We start from the raw sequence: 16,479 nt of genomic DNA on the forward strand, positions 1-16,479 counted from the left end.
GTCCAGGCCCGACGCCCCGGCGACCACCCGCGGCTTGCCGCGCCGCAGCACCGGCAGGTCGAGCACCTCGGACACGGTCGGCAGCGCCAGCACGTCCGGCGACATCAACTTCATCGCACCTCCTCGGTGCACACACCGTACGGCCGGAGCGGGCAGTTCGGCACAGGGTGTCCATGGCCGCGGACCGCCCGGCGGGCCAGACTGGCCGCATCGGCACGACGGAACGGGGAGCTATGTCGGAATCGTTGTTGGCCCGCCACCGCGCGGTCATGCCCAGCTGGCTGGCGCTCTACTACGACGAACCCATCGAGATCGTCAGCGGGCGGGGGCGCCACGTCACCGACGCGGCGGGCAACACCTACCTGGACTTCTTCGCCGGGGTCCTGACCAACGCGATCGGCTACGACATCGCCGAGATCAGCGACGCGATCCGCCGCCAGGTCGACAGCGGCGTGCTGCACACCTCCACGCTGTACCTGATCCGTAAGCAGGTGGAGCTGGCCGAGCGGATCGGCGAGCTGTCCGGGATGGCCAACCCGAAGGTGTTCTTCACCAACTCCGGCACCGAGGCCAACGAGACCGCGCTGATGCTGGCCACCCAGCACCGGCGCAGCCACCAGGTGCTCGCACTGCGCAACTCCTACCACGGCAGGGGTTTCGGCGCCCTCGGCGTCACCGGCAACCGCGGCTGGTCGGCCAGCGCGCTGTCGCCGTTCGAGGTCAGCTACGTGCAGGGCGGCTACCGCTACCGCAGCCCGTTCCGGGACCTCTCCGACGCCGACTACATCGCCGCCTGCGTCGAGGACCTGCGCGAGGTCATCGAGACCACCACCTCGGGCGACGTGGCGTGCATGATCGCTGAGCCGATCCAGGGCGTCGGTGGTTTCGCCACCCCGCCCGACGGGTTGTTCGGCGCGTTCGCCGAGGTGCTGGAGGAGTACGGCATCCTGCTGATCTCCGACGAGGTGCAGACCGGGTGGGGTCGCACCGGCGAGCACTTCTGGGGCATCCAGGCGCACGGCGTCACCCCGGCGGCGATGACCTTCGCCAAGGGCTTGGGCAACGGGCTGGCCATCGGCGGTGTGGTCGCCGAAGCAGAGCTGATGGACTGCCTGACCGCCAACTCCATCTCCACCTTCGGCGGCAACCCGGTCTCCACCGGTGGTGCCGCGGCCGCCCTGGAGTACCTGCTGGACCACGACCTGCAGGGCAACGCCGCCAAGCTCGGCGGGCGCCTGCTCGACGGGCTGCGCGCGCACGCCGAGCGCTGCGGACTGATCGGCGACGTGCGTGGCAAGGGCCTGATGATCGGCATCGAGCTGGTCGAACCCGGCACCCGCACGCCCGCGCCCGCGGCCGCCGGACGGGTGATGGAACTGGCCAAGCAACGCGGTCTGCTGGTGGGCAAGGGCGGGCTCCACGGCAACGTCCTGCGCCTGGCGCCGCCGATGACGCTGACCGAGGATGAAGCGGGTCAGGCGCTGCAGATCCTCACCGAAACCACCTCGCTGGCCGAGCAGGAGCTCCACCGATGACAGAACTGATCAGGCACTGGATCGCGGGCGAGTTCGACGACGCGCCCCCGCAGCGCACCGGCGAGGTCTTCGACCCCGCCACCGGCGCGGTGGCCAAGCACGTCGCGTTCGCCACCGGATCCGATGTGGACGCCGCGGTGGTCAAGGCCGCCGAGGCGCTCAAGACCTGGCGGCGGACGTCGCTGGCCAAGCGGACGAACGTGCTGTTCGCCTTCCGCGAGTTGCTCAACCAGCACAAGGACGAGCTGGCCGAGATCATCACCGCCGAGCACGGCAAGGTGGTCTCCGACGCCGCGGGCGAGGTCCAGCGCGGCCTGGAGAACGTCGAGTACGCCTGCGGCATCCCCAACCTGCTGCGCGGCGGGTTCTCGGAGAACGCCTCGACCAGCGTCGACGTGCACTCGGTGCGCCAGCCGGTCGGTGTCGTCGGGGTGATCTCGCCGTTCAACTTCCCGGCCATGGTCCCGCTGTGGTTCGTGCCCGGCGCGATCGCCTGCGGCAACACCGTGGTGCTCAAGCCCAGCGAGAAGGACCCGTCGGCGGCCAACTTCATCGCCCAGCTCTGGCAGCGGGCCGGGCTGCCCGACGGCGTGCTCAACGTGGTGCACGGGGACAAGGTCGCCGTCGACGCGCTGCTGGCGCACCCGGTGGTCAAGGCGGTGTCGTTCGTCGGCTCCACCCCGGTGGCGCGCCACGTCTACGAGACCGGCACCAGCAACGGCAAGCGGGTGCAGGCCCTGGGCGGCGCCAAGAACCACATGGTGGTGCTGCCCGACGCGGACCTGGACCTGGCCGCCGACGCCGCTGTTTCGGCCGGGTTCGGCTCGGCGGGGGAGCGGTGCATGGCGGTCTCCGCGGTCGTCGCGGTCGACCCGGTCGGCGACGAGCTGGTCGCCAAGATCGCCGAGCGGATCGGCAAGCTCAACGTCGGTGACGGGCGCCGCGGCTGCGACATGGGGCCGCTGGTCACCGCCGCCCACCGGGACCGGGTGACCTCCTACGTGGCGGCCGGGGTCGCCGCCGGGGCAGAGCTGGTGGTGGACGGCCGCGGGGCGCGGGTCGACGGCGGTGCCGACGGCTTCTGGCTCGGTCCGACCCTGTTCGACCATGTCGGCACCGACATGTCCATCTACACCGACGAGATCTTCGGCCCGGTGCTCTCCGTGCTGCGGGTGCCCAGCTACGACGCCGCGATCGAGCTGCTCAACGCCAACCCCTACGGCAACGGCACCGCGATCTTCACCGAGAGCGGCGGGGCGGCTCGGCAGTACTGCGAGGAGGTCGAGGTCGGCATGGTCGGGGTGAACGTCCCGATCCCGGTGCCGGTCTCCTACTACTCCTTCGGCGGTTGGAAGGACTCGCTGTTCGGCGACGCGCACGCCTACGGCCCGGACGGCATCCAGTTCTACACCCGCACCAAGGTGGTCACCACGCGCTGGCCGGATCCCTCCCACGGCGGCGTCGACCTCGGATTCCCGCAGAGCACCTGAGCGTCGACGGTTCCGGGGAGCTCGCCGCGGGGAGCTCCCCGGAGCCGTGCTGCCGCGTGATCCCGCTCGCCCCGGGTGGGCGTTCAGCCGATACGATGGTGGGGACATGCCCGGTTCGCGAGTTCGGGAGGCGGACGTGACCGCTGAGACCGAGCCGGGTGGCATCTGCCGGGGTTGCATGGGCCGGGGCCAGGTCAGGTTGCCGCGTGGGTTCTTCTCGTTGGACACCGGCGAGAGCTGCACCGCCGTGGGGTGGACGCGTTGCCGGCACTGCCGGGCCACGCCTGGCCGCCAGCGCCACCCCTGGCCACCGCCGAGGTGAGGATCGAAGCATGACCGAGCAGGGCCAGCCGCCGGTGTTCGACGCCGGTCCGAACGCGATCTGCTTCACCTGCGGGGGGTTCAAGAAGGTCAGCGACCCGCGCCTGTACATGATCCAGGCGACCGAGGAGCTCATGACCGGCATGACGCTGGCGGAGTGGCGGGGCTGCCCGCAGTGCGGCGGCGACGGAACCCTGGCTGGCACTCAACCGCCGGTCTGAGGACGCGCCAGGGCAGCCGGTCAGCGGCGCCGCATCCGGATGAACGAGGACGAAGTCGCGTTCCGGGGTGGTTCCGCCCGAATCGGGCGCCCCCGGGTGATCCGGCTGACGAATGGGCCGAAGCGGCGGATGCGGCCGGGGGTGATCTCCTACGCTCACCCGCATGTCCGTGCTCAAACCCCAATCGGTCCTGGACGGCCACAGCTCGAACCGGACACCGGTGCCGTTGATCGTCGGCCTGGTGGTCTCCGGTGCCTGCCTGCTGCTGGCGGTGGCCTTCTACCTGCTGACCGGCGGTCCGGTGAACGTCGTGGTCGGCACGCTGCTGGCGCTGCCCACGGCGATCGTGCTGGTCGCGCTGATCCTGCTGGTGGACCGGTTGGAACCGGAGCCGCGGATCAACCTGGTGCTGTCCTTCGGCTGGGGCGCGGGCGTGGCCATCATCGGCGCCCTGATCGTGAACTCGGTGACCGGCGCGCTGCTGGTCCCGGCGCTGGGGCCGGAGGGCGCCGACGGGGTCACCGCCTCGGTGGTGGCGCCGGTGGTCGAAGAGAGCTTCAAGGGTGCGCTGCTGCTGTACCTGCTGGTGGTGCGGCGGCACGAGATCGACGGGCCCACCGACGGCATCGTCTACGCCAGCATGTGCGGGCTGGGCTTCGCGATGGTGGAAAACGTCCTGTACTACATGCGCGGCATCGACGACGGCTCGCTGGCGTTCATGGTGGTGCTGCGTGGCGTGGTCTCCCCGCTCGGCCACCCGCTCTACACCTCGATCATCGGCCTCGGCGTCGCCTACGCCGCCACGCACAGCGGTTCGGGGCGGGTGTTCGCCGTGATCGGCGGCTGGCTCGGCGGGGTCCTGCTGCACGCGACGTGGAACGGCAGTCTGACGCTGCTCGGCTTCCCGGGCATGGTGCTGGCCTACCTGATTGAGCTGGCGGTGCTGATCGTCCTGGTGGTCGTGCTGGTCAAGGACCGCAGGCGGCTGGTGCGCCTGATCGGCAGGTACCTGCCCGCCTACATCCCGAGCGGGCTGGTGCAGCCCAACGACCTGCAGATGCTGGGCAGCATGCCCGGACGCCGCCAGGCGCGGCACTGGGCGCGGGCGCAGGCGGGCGCGGTCGGGGCGCGCGCGATGGGCGACTACCAGCTGGCCGCGACCGAGCTCGCGCTGCTGCACGCGCACGCGGAGAAGGCGACCATCCCGCCGGACAAGTTCTTCGCCCGCCGGGAGGCAATCCTGGCGCTGATGCGGATGGCCCGCGACGCGTTCTTCCGGCGGATGCCGCAGGCCCCGCCGCCGCCGTGGGCGCCGCGCCAGGAGCAGTCCGGGTTCTTCAAGCTGCCCGCGGAGCTGGCGCAGCTGCCGACCTACCAGCAGCGCCCGCCGACACCACCAACCGGGCAGCCGCCGCACCCGGGGCAGCGCCCACCGCAGGCCCCGCCCGGGCAACAGCCCCCGCAGCCACCCGTCGCGCAGCAACCGCCTGTCGGGCAGCAGCCCCCGCAACCGCCCGGACAGCAGCCGCCGCCTGCTGGGCACCGTCCGCCGGGGCGTCCGCCGCAGCCGCCGGGGCCGCCGGGGCCGGGCGGTCCGCGTCCCGGTGGGCCCTGGCCGCAGCGCTGAGCGGTCAGGAGGTGCGCAGCCGGGGCCAGAGCTCGGACCACGGCTGGAGCGGGTCCTGGTAGAGCGTGATCTCGTTGCCCCGAGCCATGTTCACCAGGTCCGACTCCACCGTCCCGAGCCGCTGCGACCGTCCGAAGTGGTCGGCCAGCGACCGCCTGCCGACGTGCAGCACGACGTCGGCGCCCTCGGGCGGGGCGCCGAAGAACCAGTAACCCCGGTGCGGGCTGTGCACGCTGGGCAGGCCCGCTGCCCGGCCGCGCACCTCGAGCGCGCCCGCCAGGTAGTAGTTCTCGGCGACGATCACCGCTCGGCGCTGCTGCTCGGGCGGGAGTGACCGGTAGGCGTGCGCGACCTCCTCGGTCAGCTCCGGCCAGCCCGTCTCGTAGAGGCGCGGGTAGCTGGGGAGCTCGGGGTGGCGGGCCAGGAAGTCCAGCGGGTAGACCGGGAGCATCGCCAGCGGGAGCACCGCGGAGATCGCGCACGCTGGCCACAGCAGTGTGCCGCTGAGGCGCTGCACCCCGACCGCCGCTGCGGCGAACAGGACGCCGAACAGTCCGGCCACGTAGTTCGGGCGCCCGCCCGCGCCGAGGAAGAACACCAGCACCCCCAGCGCCGCCCAGCCCAGGTACCGGTGCACCGGCGACCGCAGGAGCACGACCAGGCCGTAGCAGCAGAGCACCGCGCCGACCACGGCACCGGCGTAGAACAGCGCGGTGGGCACGAGCAGGAGCCGGTCGTTCTCGTCGTTGACCGCGGTGCCCATCTCCAGCGCGGGCCAGCCGTGGGTGGCCTGCCACCACAGCGTGGGGACGGCGGTCACCGCGGGGATCGCCACCGCCGCCCACAGCGCCGGGCGGGTGAACACCGCGCGCGGCCCGGTGGCGGTCATGGCCAGCAGCAGCGCTGCGCACAGCACCACCACTTGGAACTTGGTCTGCACGGCGAGGGCGGCGACCATCCCGATGCCGATGAGCAGGCGGTCCCGCTGCACGCCGCGGTCGTGCAGCCGGACCCACCGCACCAGCAGCCAGAGCATCGCCGTCCACTGCAGCGGTTCCATCGTGGAGGCGGTGAGCCAGTGGCCGTTGAGCAGCAGCCACGGCGAGAGCGGGTACGCCGCCGCGGCCAGCAACTGGGCCTTGCGGTGGCCGCCGAACTCGCGGGCGATCAGGGCGGTGAGCACCACCCCGAGCCCGGTGGCCAGCGCCGCGGGCAGCCGGAACGCAATCAGCGATCCCGGGAACGTGGTGTCCAGGAATGCGGCCAGCAGCGGCACCAGCGGCTGTTGGTCCATGTAGCCCCAGGCGGGGTGGAACTTCCCGGCGGCCAGGAAGTAGAGCTCGTCGGTGACCATGTCGTAGCGCGGGGCCAACGCCACCAGCAGCGCGGTGACCAGCGCGGCGAGCACCAGCACCGGGACCCGGGCGAAGGGCGGCACCGGGCGGGGGAGCCGGTCGGTGGTGGCCCCGCCGGCTCCGGTGGTGGCGCTGGTGGACATCGGCTCCCCCTCCCTGGTCCTCGCCCGGCGCAGCCTACTTCCCGCTCGTTCGCCTCACAGGCGCCCGACGACCTTCCGCCGTGTGATGCGGACCGCGGTGACCGGTCGGCGGTCCGCCCCGGCTTCCGGGGTGTCGGTGATGTGCTGGACCCAGGACTTGCCGATGTACTTGCGCACCAGCTGTTCGCGGAGCTGCTCGGCGCGCTCCGGTTCGAAGGTCGCGGTGCCGTGGATGGCCGCGTAGGTGTGCGGTGCCCCGGCCGAGCTCACCAGCACGGTGATCCGCGGGTTGCGGCGCAGGTTGCGCTCCTTGCGGCTGCCGACCGCGCACATGAACAGGACGTCCTCGCCCTCGCGCGCCACCCACACCACGGTCTGCTGCGGGCTGCCGTCCGGCTGGACCGTCGCCACGATCCCGAAGACCCGGGAGTCCAGCAGCTCCGCCAGCCTCGTCGGGGAAACCGCTGATGTCACGCCGCCCCCTCCTGCTCGTGCGCGACCAGCAGTGCCTGCGTCGTGCGGTGCAGGCGCTGTGCCGCCCCGGGGTCGAAGCCCGGGCCGTCCAGGCTCAGCGGTCGCCCGAGGGAGTAAGCGCTCAGCGGTGCTGCTGGGGGCTGGTCCAGGACCGCCAGCATCGGGGTGATGGCTTCGGTGACCGGCGTGGCTCGGGTGCGCATGGCGTCGATCTGCGCCGCGGCCGCCGCGTCGTACTGCCCGGCGAACGAGGTGTTGACCAGGCCGGGGCCGTACAGGACGTAGCGCGCGCGCTGGGACGAGCGGGCGCAGCTGACGCCGAGCAGGTCGTTGAGCGGTCCGCTCTGGGACAGCGCGGTCTGCCCGTGGTAGTGGGCGCCCAACTGCAGGTCGTCCCAGCGGACCTCGCCGTGGGAACCGGGCCCGCAGATGTTGAGGACCACCGGCATGGGGGCGGCGTCGAGGAGGTCGGAGAGCTCGTGGCTCAGCACGTACCGGCTCAAGTAGGACAGCGCGAAGGTGCTCTCGAAGCCCTCCGCGGTCACGACGCGGTCGGACCGGTAGTACCGGGCGCCGAGCACCAGTCCGTCGAGCTCGCTGAACTCGGCGCGGATCGCGGCGATCGCCGCGCGGTTGCCGCTGATCAGGCTCAGGTCGGCGGGGATGAACCGGGCGCGGTGCCCGGCGCCCAGCTGCGCCGCCGCGTCGAGCAGCTGCGCGCCCTTCGCCGGGCTGCGCCCGATGACCGCGACGTGGTGGCCCCGTTCGAGGAGGGCGAGGGCGAGCGCTCTACCCATGCCGTCGGTGCCGCCGGTGATGGCGAACTTCCGCAATGCAACTCCCGTGAATCATAATTTGAACTGACTGGTTCAAACTAAATGCCAGCCGTGTAGGAGCGCAAGGTTCAGGCAAGTGAACCGGCTGGTTCAAGTAGGATGCGCCTCGTGAGCGCATCGAGCAGGAACACCGCGCGCGGTCGGATCGACAAGCGGCAGGCCATCCTGGGCGCGGCGATGCGGGTGTTCGCCCGCGAGGGTTACGCCCAGGCCGGGGTGGAGGTGATCGCCGCCGAGGCGGGCGTGGCCAAACCCACCGTCTACAACCACTTCGGTGACAAGCAGACCCTCTTCCGGGAGGCCGTCGGGGCCGACGCGGACCGGGCGCTCGAGCGCAACCTCGCCGTCGTCGAGCAGCTGCGCGGCGACGGGGACCTGCGCCCGGTGTTGGAGAAGGTCGGTTCCCGACTGCTGGAGTGCTACTGCGACGAACGCTCCTGGGCGTTGCGCCGACTGCTCCACGCGGAGCTCGGCCGGTTCCCGGACCTGGTCGACATCGTCCGGGGGCGGGCCGCTGACCGCGTCACCGAGGCGCTCGCCGATCGGCTGGCGAGGCTAATGCTGGCCGGGCACCTGCGCAGTTGCGACCCGGGGGTGGCCGCCGAGCAGTTCACCGCACTGCTCACCGGGCCGGTGGAGGCGCGGGCCCGGTTCGGCACGCGGAAAGTGCCCGGTACTGAGCTGCGCGAGCTCGCCGCGGCTGCCGCGGACACCTTCCTGCGCGCGTTCGCGCCGTGAGCCGCCCGCGGGCCACAGTGGACGGACCTGGTCAGGCGCTGGCCTTGTGGCGCTGGTAGTAGCGGGCGACGCGCACCCGGTTGCCGCAGATCGCCGCGGAGCACCAGCGCCGCCGCGGGTTCGTCGCGATGAACAGCATCACGCAGTTGCGCTCCTCGCACTCGCGCAGCGCTTCGATGATCGGGTCGGTGAGCAGCTCGGCTGCGGCCTCGGCCAGGTTGGCGGCCACCCGCAGCCCCAGCCTCCCGGGTCGGTCGACGGTGCCGATCAGCGCACCACCGCGCCAGCTGAGCTGGTGGATGCCGGGGGAGGCGCGCTGCGCCTCGTTGAGGCCGCGCAGCGCGTCGGCCGGTGGCCGCCTGCCGTGCCGGATGGCAGCGAGCGTGCGCGCGGTGTGCTCGCGGACCTCGTGCACTGCCGCCAGGTCGGTTTCGTCGAGCGAGGTCCGCTCCGCCCGGGTGGGCATGGTCAGCCGGGCGGCCTGACGCGTCAACCACTCCCACAGCTCCGCGGGGGTGGCCATCATGTCGACCGGACCGCTCGGGACGACCACCCTGGTGTTGACCAGGTCGAGGGCCAGCGGCTCACCGATCAGCGGCAGCTGCGGTTTCATGCTGCCGATGGTAGTGGAGTCCTTGACCCGGTCGCGGGCACCTGGTCTAATCCACGATAGGACTTTCGGGCATTAGATATTGCCCCTGGGGGCAGGGGTCGGGCCGCGGTCGCAGCTGGTGATCGCGGCCCTCCCGCCTCCAGGACCGGCAAACCGCTGCGGGGCGCGGTTCCTGCGTCCGCCCCGGACTGCTCGCGGGCGTCCTGTCGGGCTAGTCCGGTAGTCCGGCCCGGGTCTGCTCGGTCAACAGGGTGATCACATCGGTCATCTCGTGTCGGCGTTCGTGCGCCCGCCGTTGGCGGTGCGCGCCGCTCCCGCAGCGGAGCACGCGACCGAGGAGCTCGTCAACCCGGTCGGCGTCACCGCTGGTCTCCAGCGCCGGTTGTGCTTCTGCGAGCAGCTTTTCCAGTAGGGTGCGAGCGGGGACCAGGTCGCCGTCGGAGTTCAGGCCGCAGCCCTCCAGCCCGTCGTGCGCCGCTCGCCAGAGCGCGAGCCGCAGCCGCTGGTCGGGGAGCTCAGGTGCCGGGCGCCCCGCTGCGGCATCGTGCAGCGCGGTCGTCGCCAGCGCGCGGACCAGCAGCGCCAGCAGCAGCGACTCCTCGGCGGTGCCGACCGCGTCCGCGACCCGGAATTCCAATGTGGACAGATGTACCGCCGGGCGGACGAGCCAGTAGACCATCGCCCGGTCCAGTGCCGCGCCGCTGTTCAGCAGCAGCTGCACGGATCGCTGGTAGGAGTCCTGGTCGCGGTGCAGTGGAGGCGGTCCGGCCGAGGGCAACCGCGACCACACCACGCTGCGCCAGCTCGCGTGCCCGGTGTCGCGCCCGCCGCAGAACGGCGAGTTCGCGGTCAGTGCCAGCAGCGCGGGCAGGTGCGGGCGCAGGTGGTCCGACACCGCCAGGGCGGTGGCCAGGTCGGGCATCCCGACGTGCACGTGGCACCCGGCGGCGGTGTGCGAGTCCAGCAGCTGGCCGAATCGGTCCCGGATGTCGCGGTACCGGGGCGAATCGGTCAGCGGCAGCGAATCGGGCAGGCCGAGCGGCGAGAACCCGGTGGACGCCAGCAGTGCCCCGTGCCGGTCCGCGGCGACGGCGAGCTCCTGCCGCGCAGCGGTGAGCTCGCGGTGCGCCTCGTCGGCGGTGCGGCAGACGGGTGTGTTGAACTCCAGCTGGAACGTGGCCAGCTCGGCGGTGTAGGTGCGACCGTTCCCGGCGACCTCGCGCAGGACGTGCGGGGCGTGCGGCGTGGGACGGCCTGTCCCCGGTGCCAGCAGCAGGAACTCCTCCTCGACGCCGAACGTCGGCGGCCGACCGCGGCGCATCGGACCTCCCTCGGGTGGGCTGGCCGAAGGTGCGCCAGCTCAGCCAGTTTCCGGCTCCCGCGCGGGTTTGTCATTCGCCCGGACGCGCCACGTCCGCTGGTTCTGTCCACTGTGGAGATTGGTGGGTCCGGCCCGGTGCGAGTCGGGGTTCAGCACCGGGCCGGAGGTTCGTGAGCCGCGTCACGGCGCGGTTCGCCGGTTCTTCAGGACCGCGTTGCAGCGCATGCAGGTCGGCGCGGTGCGCCAGTCCATCTCGCTGGGCACCGCCATCGCCACCTCGGTGCCGCACGCGGCGACGTCGGAGGGCTGGCCCTCCCAGCGGCGGCCGTGGAAGGCGTGCCGCTCGAAGATGCCCGTTTCCGGGTTCGGCGCGGGCAACCAGTAGTGCCGCTCGGTCTGCTGCAGCTCGATCACGCCGCTGCTCCCCGCGGGCTCGAGGTCACCGGGGCCAGGCGAGAGGCGGGCGGGAGGGGGATCGTGCCCATCGGGAACCGGCTGATGTTCACGTGCTCGCCCGCCTCTCGGTCTCCTGATCGCCCCCGGTTGATCTCGAGTATGGGAAAGGTCGCGAGGGCATTTCAAGCAATTCGCGCAATCCTTCCGGAATTCCAGCCGAACGGCCGAGTGGATCACGGCATCTGCGCATCACCCGGATCGGCTGTCCGAGTTGCGCTGCGCCCCGACCCTTGACCGAATGCACGTATTGCACGGACGATGCAGGAATCTTCCGCATGAGGAGGAACAGGTGAAGTTGACCTTCCAGGGAACGACGTCCCACGCCGGTACCTGCCCCACGCTCTACAGCACCGACCAGGGCACTTACGTCGTTCAGGGCTACAAGGTCACCGATCCGGAGGCGCTGGCCGCGTTGCGCGAACGAGGCCTGCCCGACCACGAGACGGCGGTGGAGGTACCGGCCGCCTTGCTCGACGTGTTCGTGCCGAAGGCGGCACCGTGAGCTCCTGGGTGTTACCGGGCGCGGAGTTCGAGGAGCTCCTGCGTTCGTTCCGGTACCGGGCGTGGCGGTGGGAGTGCCAGGGCACCTACCGCCAGCCAGCCGAGGCCGAACCCTGGCGGCGCTGGCGGGCCGGTGAACCGGACGACCTGACCTGGCTGCGCCCCTGGCTGGACCAGGTGGCCGAGGCGACCCGGGCGGGGCGGTTGATCGCCCGGGTCCGCGTCTTCCGGGAGCCGCCGACCGAGTACCAGCTGTGGCAGCTCGACGTCGGCCGGGCCAACGTCGCGGCGGGCGAGGACGTGCGGGTGCTCACCGAGTCGCGGGCGCGGTCGCTGGGACTGCCCGCGCACGACTTCTGGCTCTTCGACGAGGCGCGGGTGGCGCTGATGCACTTCGAGGACCAGCAGTTCGCTGGCACCGAAATCATCGCCGACCCGGGGGAGGTGACCAGGTACCGGAACTGGTGGGGCACCGCGTGCGAGCACGCGGTGCCGTTGTTCGCCTACCGGCACGAGCTGATCGGGAGGCGCTGGTGAGTGACTTCGACACCCGCCGCTTGGCGTTCGGCGACGCGCTGCGGCGGTTGCGCTTGGAAGCGGGGTTGTCCGGCAAGCAGTTCGCGCAGCGGGCCGGGTGGACCCCGTCGAAGGTCTCGCGGGTGGAGACCGCGAAGCAGTCCGTCGCCGACTCCGACGTGGTGGTCTACTGCCGGCTGACCGGGGCTGGCGACGAGGTCGAGGCCGAGCTGCGGCAGGAGCTGCGCGAGATCCGGCTGGAAGCGGCGAGCTGGAAGCGCCAGCTGCGCACCGGCAACAGCGCTCGGCAGGAGTACGGCAGGCAGCTTGAGCACGACGCGGAGCGGATCCGGCTGTTCGAGATCTCGATGGTGCCCGGCCTGGTGCAGACCGCCGAGTACGCCCGGCACATGTTCGAGGCCGTCGCGGTGCTGCACCAGAACCAGCTGGACATCGCCGAGTCGGTCGAGCGGCGGATGGCCCGGCAGGAGGTCCTCTACCGGCCGCGCACCGAGGTGCAGATCGTGTGCGCGGAAGCGGGCCTGCGGCACCCGATCGCCCCACCGCAGGTGATGGTGGGCCAGCTCGACCGGCTGCTGGCGCTGGCGGGCATGTCGACCCTGCGCCTGGCGGTGCTGCCGATGGACGTCCAGCTGAGCGCGGTGCCGCAGCACGGCTTCGCCATCATCGACGACATGGCCCTGGTGGAAACGGTCAACACGGAGATGACCATCACCGACGCCGACGACCTGGACCGCTTCCACCGGCTCTTCGACGTGCTGCTGGCGGCCTCCCTCGAAGGGCCCGACGCCCGCGCCGCGCTGCAGCGGCTGATCGAGCGCTACAGCGCGCTCGAGAGCTGAAACAGCATCACCGGTCCAAGAAGGCGCTGCGCCGCGCCGTCATCGCGAAGGCCGCTGCGGCGAACGTCGCTGCCAGCCAGGGGAGTGGTGCCGCGTCCCCAGCGAGGTCGAGGGCCGCGCCGCCGAGGTACCCGCCTGACGCGATGGCCTCCGCCGGGCCTGATCGGGCGGGTCAGGCCGTGCGCTGGGCGCTGAACCAGAGCACCGGGCCCCTCCGGTGGGTGTGCACCGCACCCATCCCGGCGGAATCCAGCTGCTCGGCGAGGTCGTCGGGGTCGAAGAAGGACAGCCCGGTGCGGTTTCCGGACAACCGCGAGACCACGTGCAGCATCCCGTCGTGCGGCGTCGGGACCATCACGGCCAGCCACCCACCGGGCACCAGCGCGCGGCACGCCGCGGCCAGCACCTGCTCCGGCTCGGGGATCAGCTGCAGCGCGGCGAGGCTAGTGACCAGGTCGAAGGTGCCGTCCGGGAACGGCAGCTCGCGCGCGTCGGCGCGGACGAAGCCGACGTTGTCCGACGTCGCGGTGCGCGCCGCCCGGGCCAGCATGGGGCGGGACACGTCCAGGCCGACGGCGAGCCCGGACGGGCCGACCCGGTTCCCGAGCGCGGCGGTGAAGTTGCCCGGCCCGCAGCCGATGTCGAGCACTCGGCCGCCGACCGGCGGGCGGGCCCGCGAGGGCAGCCGGAACCAGCCCGGGATCACCCGGCGGGCGAGCGACTGCGCGTGGTCGTAGAGGCCCGACCCCAACCCGGACTCCCAGAAGCTCTGGATCGGACCGGACGGCGCCTCCGGCCGACCGCCGAGCAGGTCCAGGTAGCCGCGGTCGAGGTCCGGCTGCTCCGGCGGGGACGTCAGCAGGGGCAGCACTCGGGTGAACACCGGGGGCGTCGGTCGCATGCGCACCTCCTCCCGAGCACCCTAGGCAGCCGCCGCCTCCGGGGCCAGGGGTCAGCGGTGCTCCGGGTTCTCGAAGTGCGGGCGGCAGCCCGCGTCCCACTCGGTGCGCTGGTTGCCGTACGCGGGGACGCCCCCGGCCCGGTCGAGCATCGCGGCCAGGTGCATCAGGTTGTAGGTCATGAACGTGGTGTTGCGGTTGGTGAAGTCGTTGTCCGGTCCGCCCGATTCCGGGTCCAAGTAGGACGGTCCAGGGCCGATCGAGCCGATCCAACCCGCGTCGGCCTGCGGCGGGATGGTGTAGCCCAGGTGCTGCAGGCTGTAGAGCAGGTTCATCGCGCAGTGCTTGACGCCGTCCTCGTTGCCGGTGATCAGGCAGCCGCCGACCCGGCCGTAGTAGGCGTACTGGCCGGCGGAGTTCAGCAGCGACGAGCAGGCGTAGAGCCGTTCCACGACGCGCTTGGTCACCGAGCTGTTGTCGCCCAGCCAGATCGGCCCGGCCAGCACCAGGATGTTCGCCGCCAGCACGCGCTGGTAGAGCTGCGGCCACTCGTCGGTCGCCCAACCGTGCTCGGTCATGTCCGGCCACACCCCGGTGGCGATGTCGTGGTCGACGGCCCGGACGTGGTCGACCTCGACGCCGTTGCGCCGCATGATCCCGGCGCTGAGCTCGACGAGCCCTTCGGTGTTGCTGCGCTCGGGTGACCGCTTGAGCGTGCAGTTGATGAACAACGCGCGCAGGTTGTCGAACGCCGGTTCGGTCACAGTCATCGCCCCCCCGCAGGCGAGTGCAACACCGGCGGCGGGAGCGGGCAACCGGATCAACCGGCGGTCAGCTGGAACCCGCGGTAGCCGTCGGCGGCGACGCGGTCGCAGATCTCCCGGTAGGCGCCCACGCCGCCGATGTAGGGCATGAACACCCGGGGCTTGCCCGGGACGTTGGCACCCATGTACCACGACGCGGCGCGCGGGTAGAGCGTCCCGGCGGCCACCTCGTTGACGTGCTCACCCCACTCGCGCTGGGCCTGCGCCTGGGCTTCGGTGCGCCGGACGCCGTTGTCGCGCAGGTGCACCAGGTGCGCGCAGATCCACTCCACGTGCTGCTCGATGGACACGATCATGTTGCTGAGCACCGACGGGCTGCCCGGACCGGTGATGGTGAACAGGTTCGGGAAGCCCGCGCAGGCCAGGCCGAGGTAGGTCCGCGGCCCGGCGGCCCACTCGTCGGCGAGCCGCCGCCCACCGGTCCCGCGGACGTCGATGCGGGTCAACGGCCCGGTCATCGCGTCGTAGCCGGTGGCGAACACGATGGCGTCGAGCTCGAACTCCCGCTCACCGGCCCGCAGCCCGGTCGGGGTGATCTCGGTGATCGGGTGCTGGCGCAGGTCGACCAGTGACACGTTCGACCGGTTGTAGGTGGCGTAGTAGTCGGTGTCCACGCAGATTCGCTTGGTTCCGATCGGGTGATCCCGGGGGCACAGCAGCTCGGCGGTCCCCGGGTCGCGCACGGTGGCCCGGATCTTCTCGCGGACGAACTCCGCGGGCAGCTCGTTGGCGGCCAGGGAGCGCAGCGTGTCCGGGTAGGCCGTGCAGAACGTCGTCCCGCCGATGCGCCACCGCCGCTCCATCTCGGCCCGGACCTCCTCGCGGGGCAGGTCCAGGGCGTTGACCTCGAACCGCTCGCTGAGGATCCCGGACGGCGACATCCGCGCCTCGGCGCGCAACCTCGCGTAGTCGGCCTTGACCCGGCGCTGCTCCTCGTCGCTGAGCGGGTGGTTGTGCGCCGGGATGCTGAACTGGGCGGTGCGCTGGAAGACGGTGAGGTGCTCGGCCTGCTCGGCGATGACCGGGATGGCCTGGATCCCGGACGACCCGGTGCCGATGACGCCGACCCGCTCACCGGTGAAGTCGACCTCCTCGTGCGGCCAACGCCCGGTGTGGAAGGCCTTGCCCCGGAAGGTGTCCAGGCCGGCGAAGTCGGGCGTGCTGGTGGCCGACAGGCAGCCCACGGCGGTGATCAGGAACCGTGCGGTCAGCACCGCGTCGTCGGTGCGCACCACCCAGTGGTCGTGCACCTCGTCGTAGTTCGCCGCCCGCACCTCCGTCCGGAAGGAGATGTCGCGGCGCAGGTCGAAGCGCTCGGCGACGTGGCGGGCGTAGCGCAGCAGCTCCGGCTGCGACGGGTAGCGCTCGGACCACTGCCACTCCTGCTGCAGCTCGTCGGAGAAGGAGTAGCAGTAGTAGAGGCTTTCGATGTCGCAGCGCGCGCCGGGGTACCGGTTCCAGTACCAGGTGCCGCCAACGTCCCCGCCCCGCTCGAGCACGCGCACCCGGAACCCCTGGTCGCGCAAGGTCTTGAGCATGTACATCCCGGCGAACCCGGCGCCGATGACCACGACGTCGTGCTGCGGGCGGCCCTCGTCCATCCGGTCGCACTCCTCTGCTCGGCGGTGCTCGCGCCGTGCTCGGCCCGAGTGAAGCGGTCGAATGCCCGTCGAGCATGCACCGGTGATCGCGACGGGGCAACGTCGAACCCCGGCGGCGAAGAGCTCCTTGCCTGGCCGCGACGGA

General features: G+C 71.8%; 17 protein-coding genes. 8 read left to right on the forward strand and 9 right to left on the reverse strand.

The window, feature by feature from the left end; all coding sequences use genetic code 11:
• The first annotated feature begins 233 nt into the window (after window positions 1-233).
• The 4 genes from ABT324_RS26860 (at window position 234) to ABT324_RS26875 (ending at window position 5,194) form a co-directional block, all read left to right on the forward strand.
• A complete protein-coding gene (locus ABT324_RS26860) occupies window positions 234-1,535 on the forward strand; it encodes an aspartate aminotransferase family protein (RefSeq protein WP_351183068.1) in 1,302 nt (433 codons plus the stop codon).
• Window positions 1,532-3,025, forward strand: a complete 1,494-nt coding sequence (locus ABT324_RS26865) for a CoA-acylating methylmalonate-semialdehyde dehydrogenase (RefSeq protein WP_351183070.1) — start codon at window positions 1,532-1,534, stop codon at window positions 3,023-3,025. Before ABT324_RS26860 ends, ABT324_RS26865 begins: the two co-directional genes overlap by 4 nt.
• A gap of 332 nt (window positions 3,026-3,357) precedes the next feature.
• Window positions 3,358-3,567: a hypothetical protein gene (locus ABT324_RS26870; RefSeq protein WP_351183072.1), complete on the forward strand. Its 210-nt coding sequence runs from the start codon at window positions 3,358-3,360 to the stop codon at window positions 3,565-3,567.
• 163 nt (window positions 3,568-3,730) lie between these two features.
• Window positions 3,731-5,194: a PrsW family intramembrane metalloprotease gene (locus ABT324_RS26875; RefSeq protein WP_351183074.1), complete on the forward strand. Its 1,464-nt coding sequence runs from the start codon at window positions 3,731-3,733 to the stop codon at window positions 5,192-5,194.
• Between the two features lie 4 nt (window positions 5,195-5,198).
• On the opposite strand, the gene ABT324_RS26880 is transcribed toward ABT324_RS26875, so the two are convergent.
• The 3 genes from ABT324_RS26880 to ABT324_RS26890 are packed head-to-tail and all read right to left on the reverse strand — an operon-like array spanning window position 5,199 to window position 7,999.
• Window positions 5,199-6,692, reverse strand: coding sequence for a glycosyltransferase family 39 protein (locus ABT324_RS26880; RefSeq protein ID WP_351183076.1), 1,494 nt, complete (start codon window positions 6,690-6,692; stop codon window positions 5,199-5,201).
• Window positions 6,693-6,746: 54 nt separating this feature from the next.
• The gene (locus ABT324_RS26885) at window positions 6,747-7,166 is read right to left on the reverse strand and encodes a PPOX class F420-dependent oxidoreductase (RefSeq protein ID WP_351183078.1); all 420 of its coding nucleotides are present in this window, start codon (window positions 7,164-7,166) and stop codon (window positions 6,747-6,749) included.
• Window positions 7,163-7,999: an SDR family NAD(P)-dependent oxidoreductase gene (locus ABT324_RS26890; RefSeq protein ID WP_351183080.1), complete on the reverse strand. Its 837-nt coding sequence runs from the start codon at window positions 7,997-7,999 to the stop codon at window positions 7,163-7,165. Before ABT324_RS26890 ends, ABT324_RS26885 begins: the two co-directional genes overlap by 4 nt.
• A 102-nt stretch (window positions 8,000-8,101) precedes the next feature.
• Here ABT324_RS26890 and ABT324_RS26895 point away from each other — a divergent pair, with 102 nt between their 5' ends.
• Window positions 8,102-8,740, forward strand: coding sequence for a TetR/AcrR family transcriptional regulator (locus ABT324_RS26895; protein ID WP_502949804.1), 639 nt, complete (start codon window positions 8,102-8,104; stop codon window positions 8,738-8,740).
• 31 nt (window positions 8,741-8,771) lie between these two features.
• Here the strand turns inward: ABT324_RS26895 and ABT324_RS26900 are convergent, their stop codons facing one another.
• From ABT324_RS26900 to ABT324_RS26910, 3 genes are all read right to left on the reverse strand, one after another.
• Window positions 8,772-9,353, reverse strand: coding sequence for a CGNR zinc finger domain-containing protein (locus ABT324_RS26900; RefSeq protein ID WP_351183084.1), 582 nt, complete (start codon window positions 9,351-9,353; stop codon window positions 8,772-8,774).
• Between the two features lie 211 nt (window positions 9,354-9,564).
• Window positions 9,565-10,674 carry a carboxylate-amine ligase gene (locus ABT324_RS26905; RefSeq protein WP_351183086.1) on the reverse strand — a complete coding sequence of 370 codons (1,110 nt, stop codon included), beginning with the start codon at window positions 10,672-10,674 and terminating at the stop codon, window positions 9,565-9,567.
• Between the two features lie 180 nt (window positions 10,675-10,854).
• Window positions 10,855-11,088 carry a hypothetical protein gene (locus tag ABT324_RS26910; RefSeq protein ID WP_351183088.1) on the reverse strand — a complete coding sequence of 78 codons (234 nt, stop codon included), beginning with the start codon at window positions 11,086-11,088 and terminating at the stop codon, window positions 10,855-10,857.
• A gap of 331 nt (window positions 11,089-11,419) precedes the next feature.
• Between ABT324_RS26910 and ABT324_RS26915 the strand changes: the two genes are divergently transcribed.
• The 3 genes from ABT324_RS26915 to ABT324_RS26925 are packed head-to-tail and all read left to right on the forward strand — an operon-like array spanning window position 11,420 to window position 13,010.
• On the forward strand, window positions 11,420-11,632 hold the full coding sequence (locus tag ABT324_RS26915; RefSeq protein WP_235863867.1) for a hypothetical protein: 213 nt from the start codon (window positions 11,420-11,422) through the stop codon (window positions 11,630-11,632).
• Window positions 11,629-12,168 (forward strand): DUF6879 family protein, encoded by a 540-nt coding sequence (locus ABT324_RS26920; protein WP_351183090.1) that lies wholly within the window; start codon window positions 11,629-11,631, stop codon window positions 12,166-12,168. Before ABT324_RS26915 ends, ABT324_RS26920 begins: the two co-directional genes overlap by 4 nt.
• Window positions 12,165-13,010: a helix-turn-helix domain-containing protein gene (locus ABT324_RS26925; protein WP_351183092.1), complete on the forward strand. Its 846-nt coding sequence runs from the start codon at window positions 12,165-12,167 to the stop codon at window positions 13,008-13,010. Before ABT324_RS26920 ends, ABT324_RS26925 begins: the two co-directional genes overlap by 4 nt.
• A 172-nt stretch (window positions 13,011-13,182) precedes the next feature.
• Here the strand turns inward: ABT324_RS26925 and ABT324_RS26930 are convergent, their stop codons facing one another.
• The 3 genes from ABT324_RS26930 to ABT324_RS26940 are packed head-to-tail and all read right to left on the reverse strand — an operon-like array spanning window position 13,183 to window position 16,334.
• Window positions 13,183-13,911 (reverse strand): methyltransferase domain-containing protein, encoded by a 729-nt coding sequence (locus tag ABT324_RS26930; RefSeq protein ID WP_351183094.1) that lies wholly within the window; start codon window positions 13,909-13,911, stop codon window positions 13,183-13,185.
• A gap of 51 nt (window positions 13,912-13,962) precedes the next feature.
• Complete coding sequence (locus ABT324_RS26935) at window positions 13,963-14,679, reverse strand: flavodoxin family protein (RefSeq protein ID WP_351183096.1); 717 nt, start codon at window positions 14,677-14,679, stop codon at window positions 13,963-13,965.
• A gap of 50 nt (window positions 14,680-14,729) precedes the next feature.
• Entirely contained in the window at window positions 14,730-16,334 is a 1,605-nt protein-coding gene (locus tag ABT324_RS26940; RefSeq protein ID WP_351183097.1) for a flavin-containing monooxygenase, read from the reverse strand.
• Between the last annotated feature and the right edge of the window lie 145 nt (window positions 16,335-16,479).

The organism is Saccharopolyspora sp. NPDC000359, from assembly GCF_040300525.1.
Lineage (GTDB): Bacteria > Actinomycetota > Actinomycetes > Mycobacteriales > Pseudonocardiaceae > Saccharopolyspora.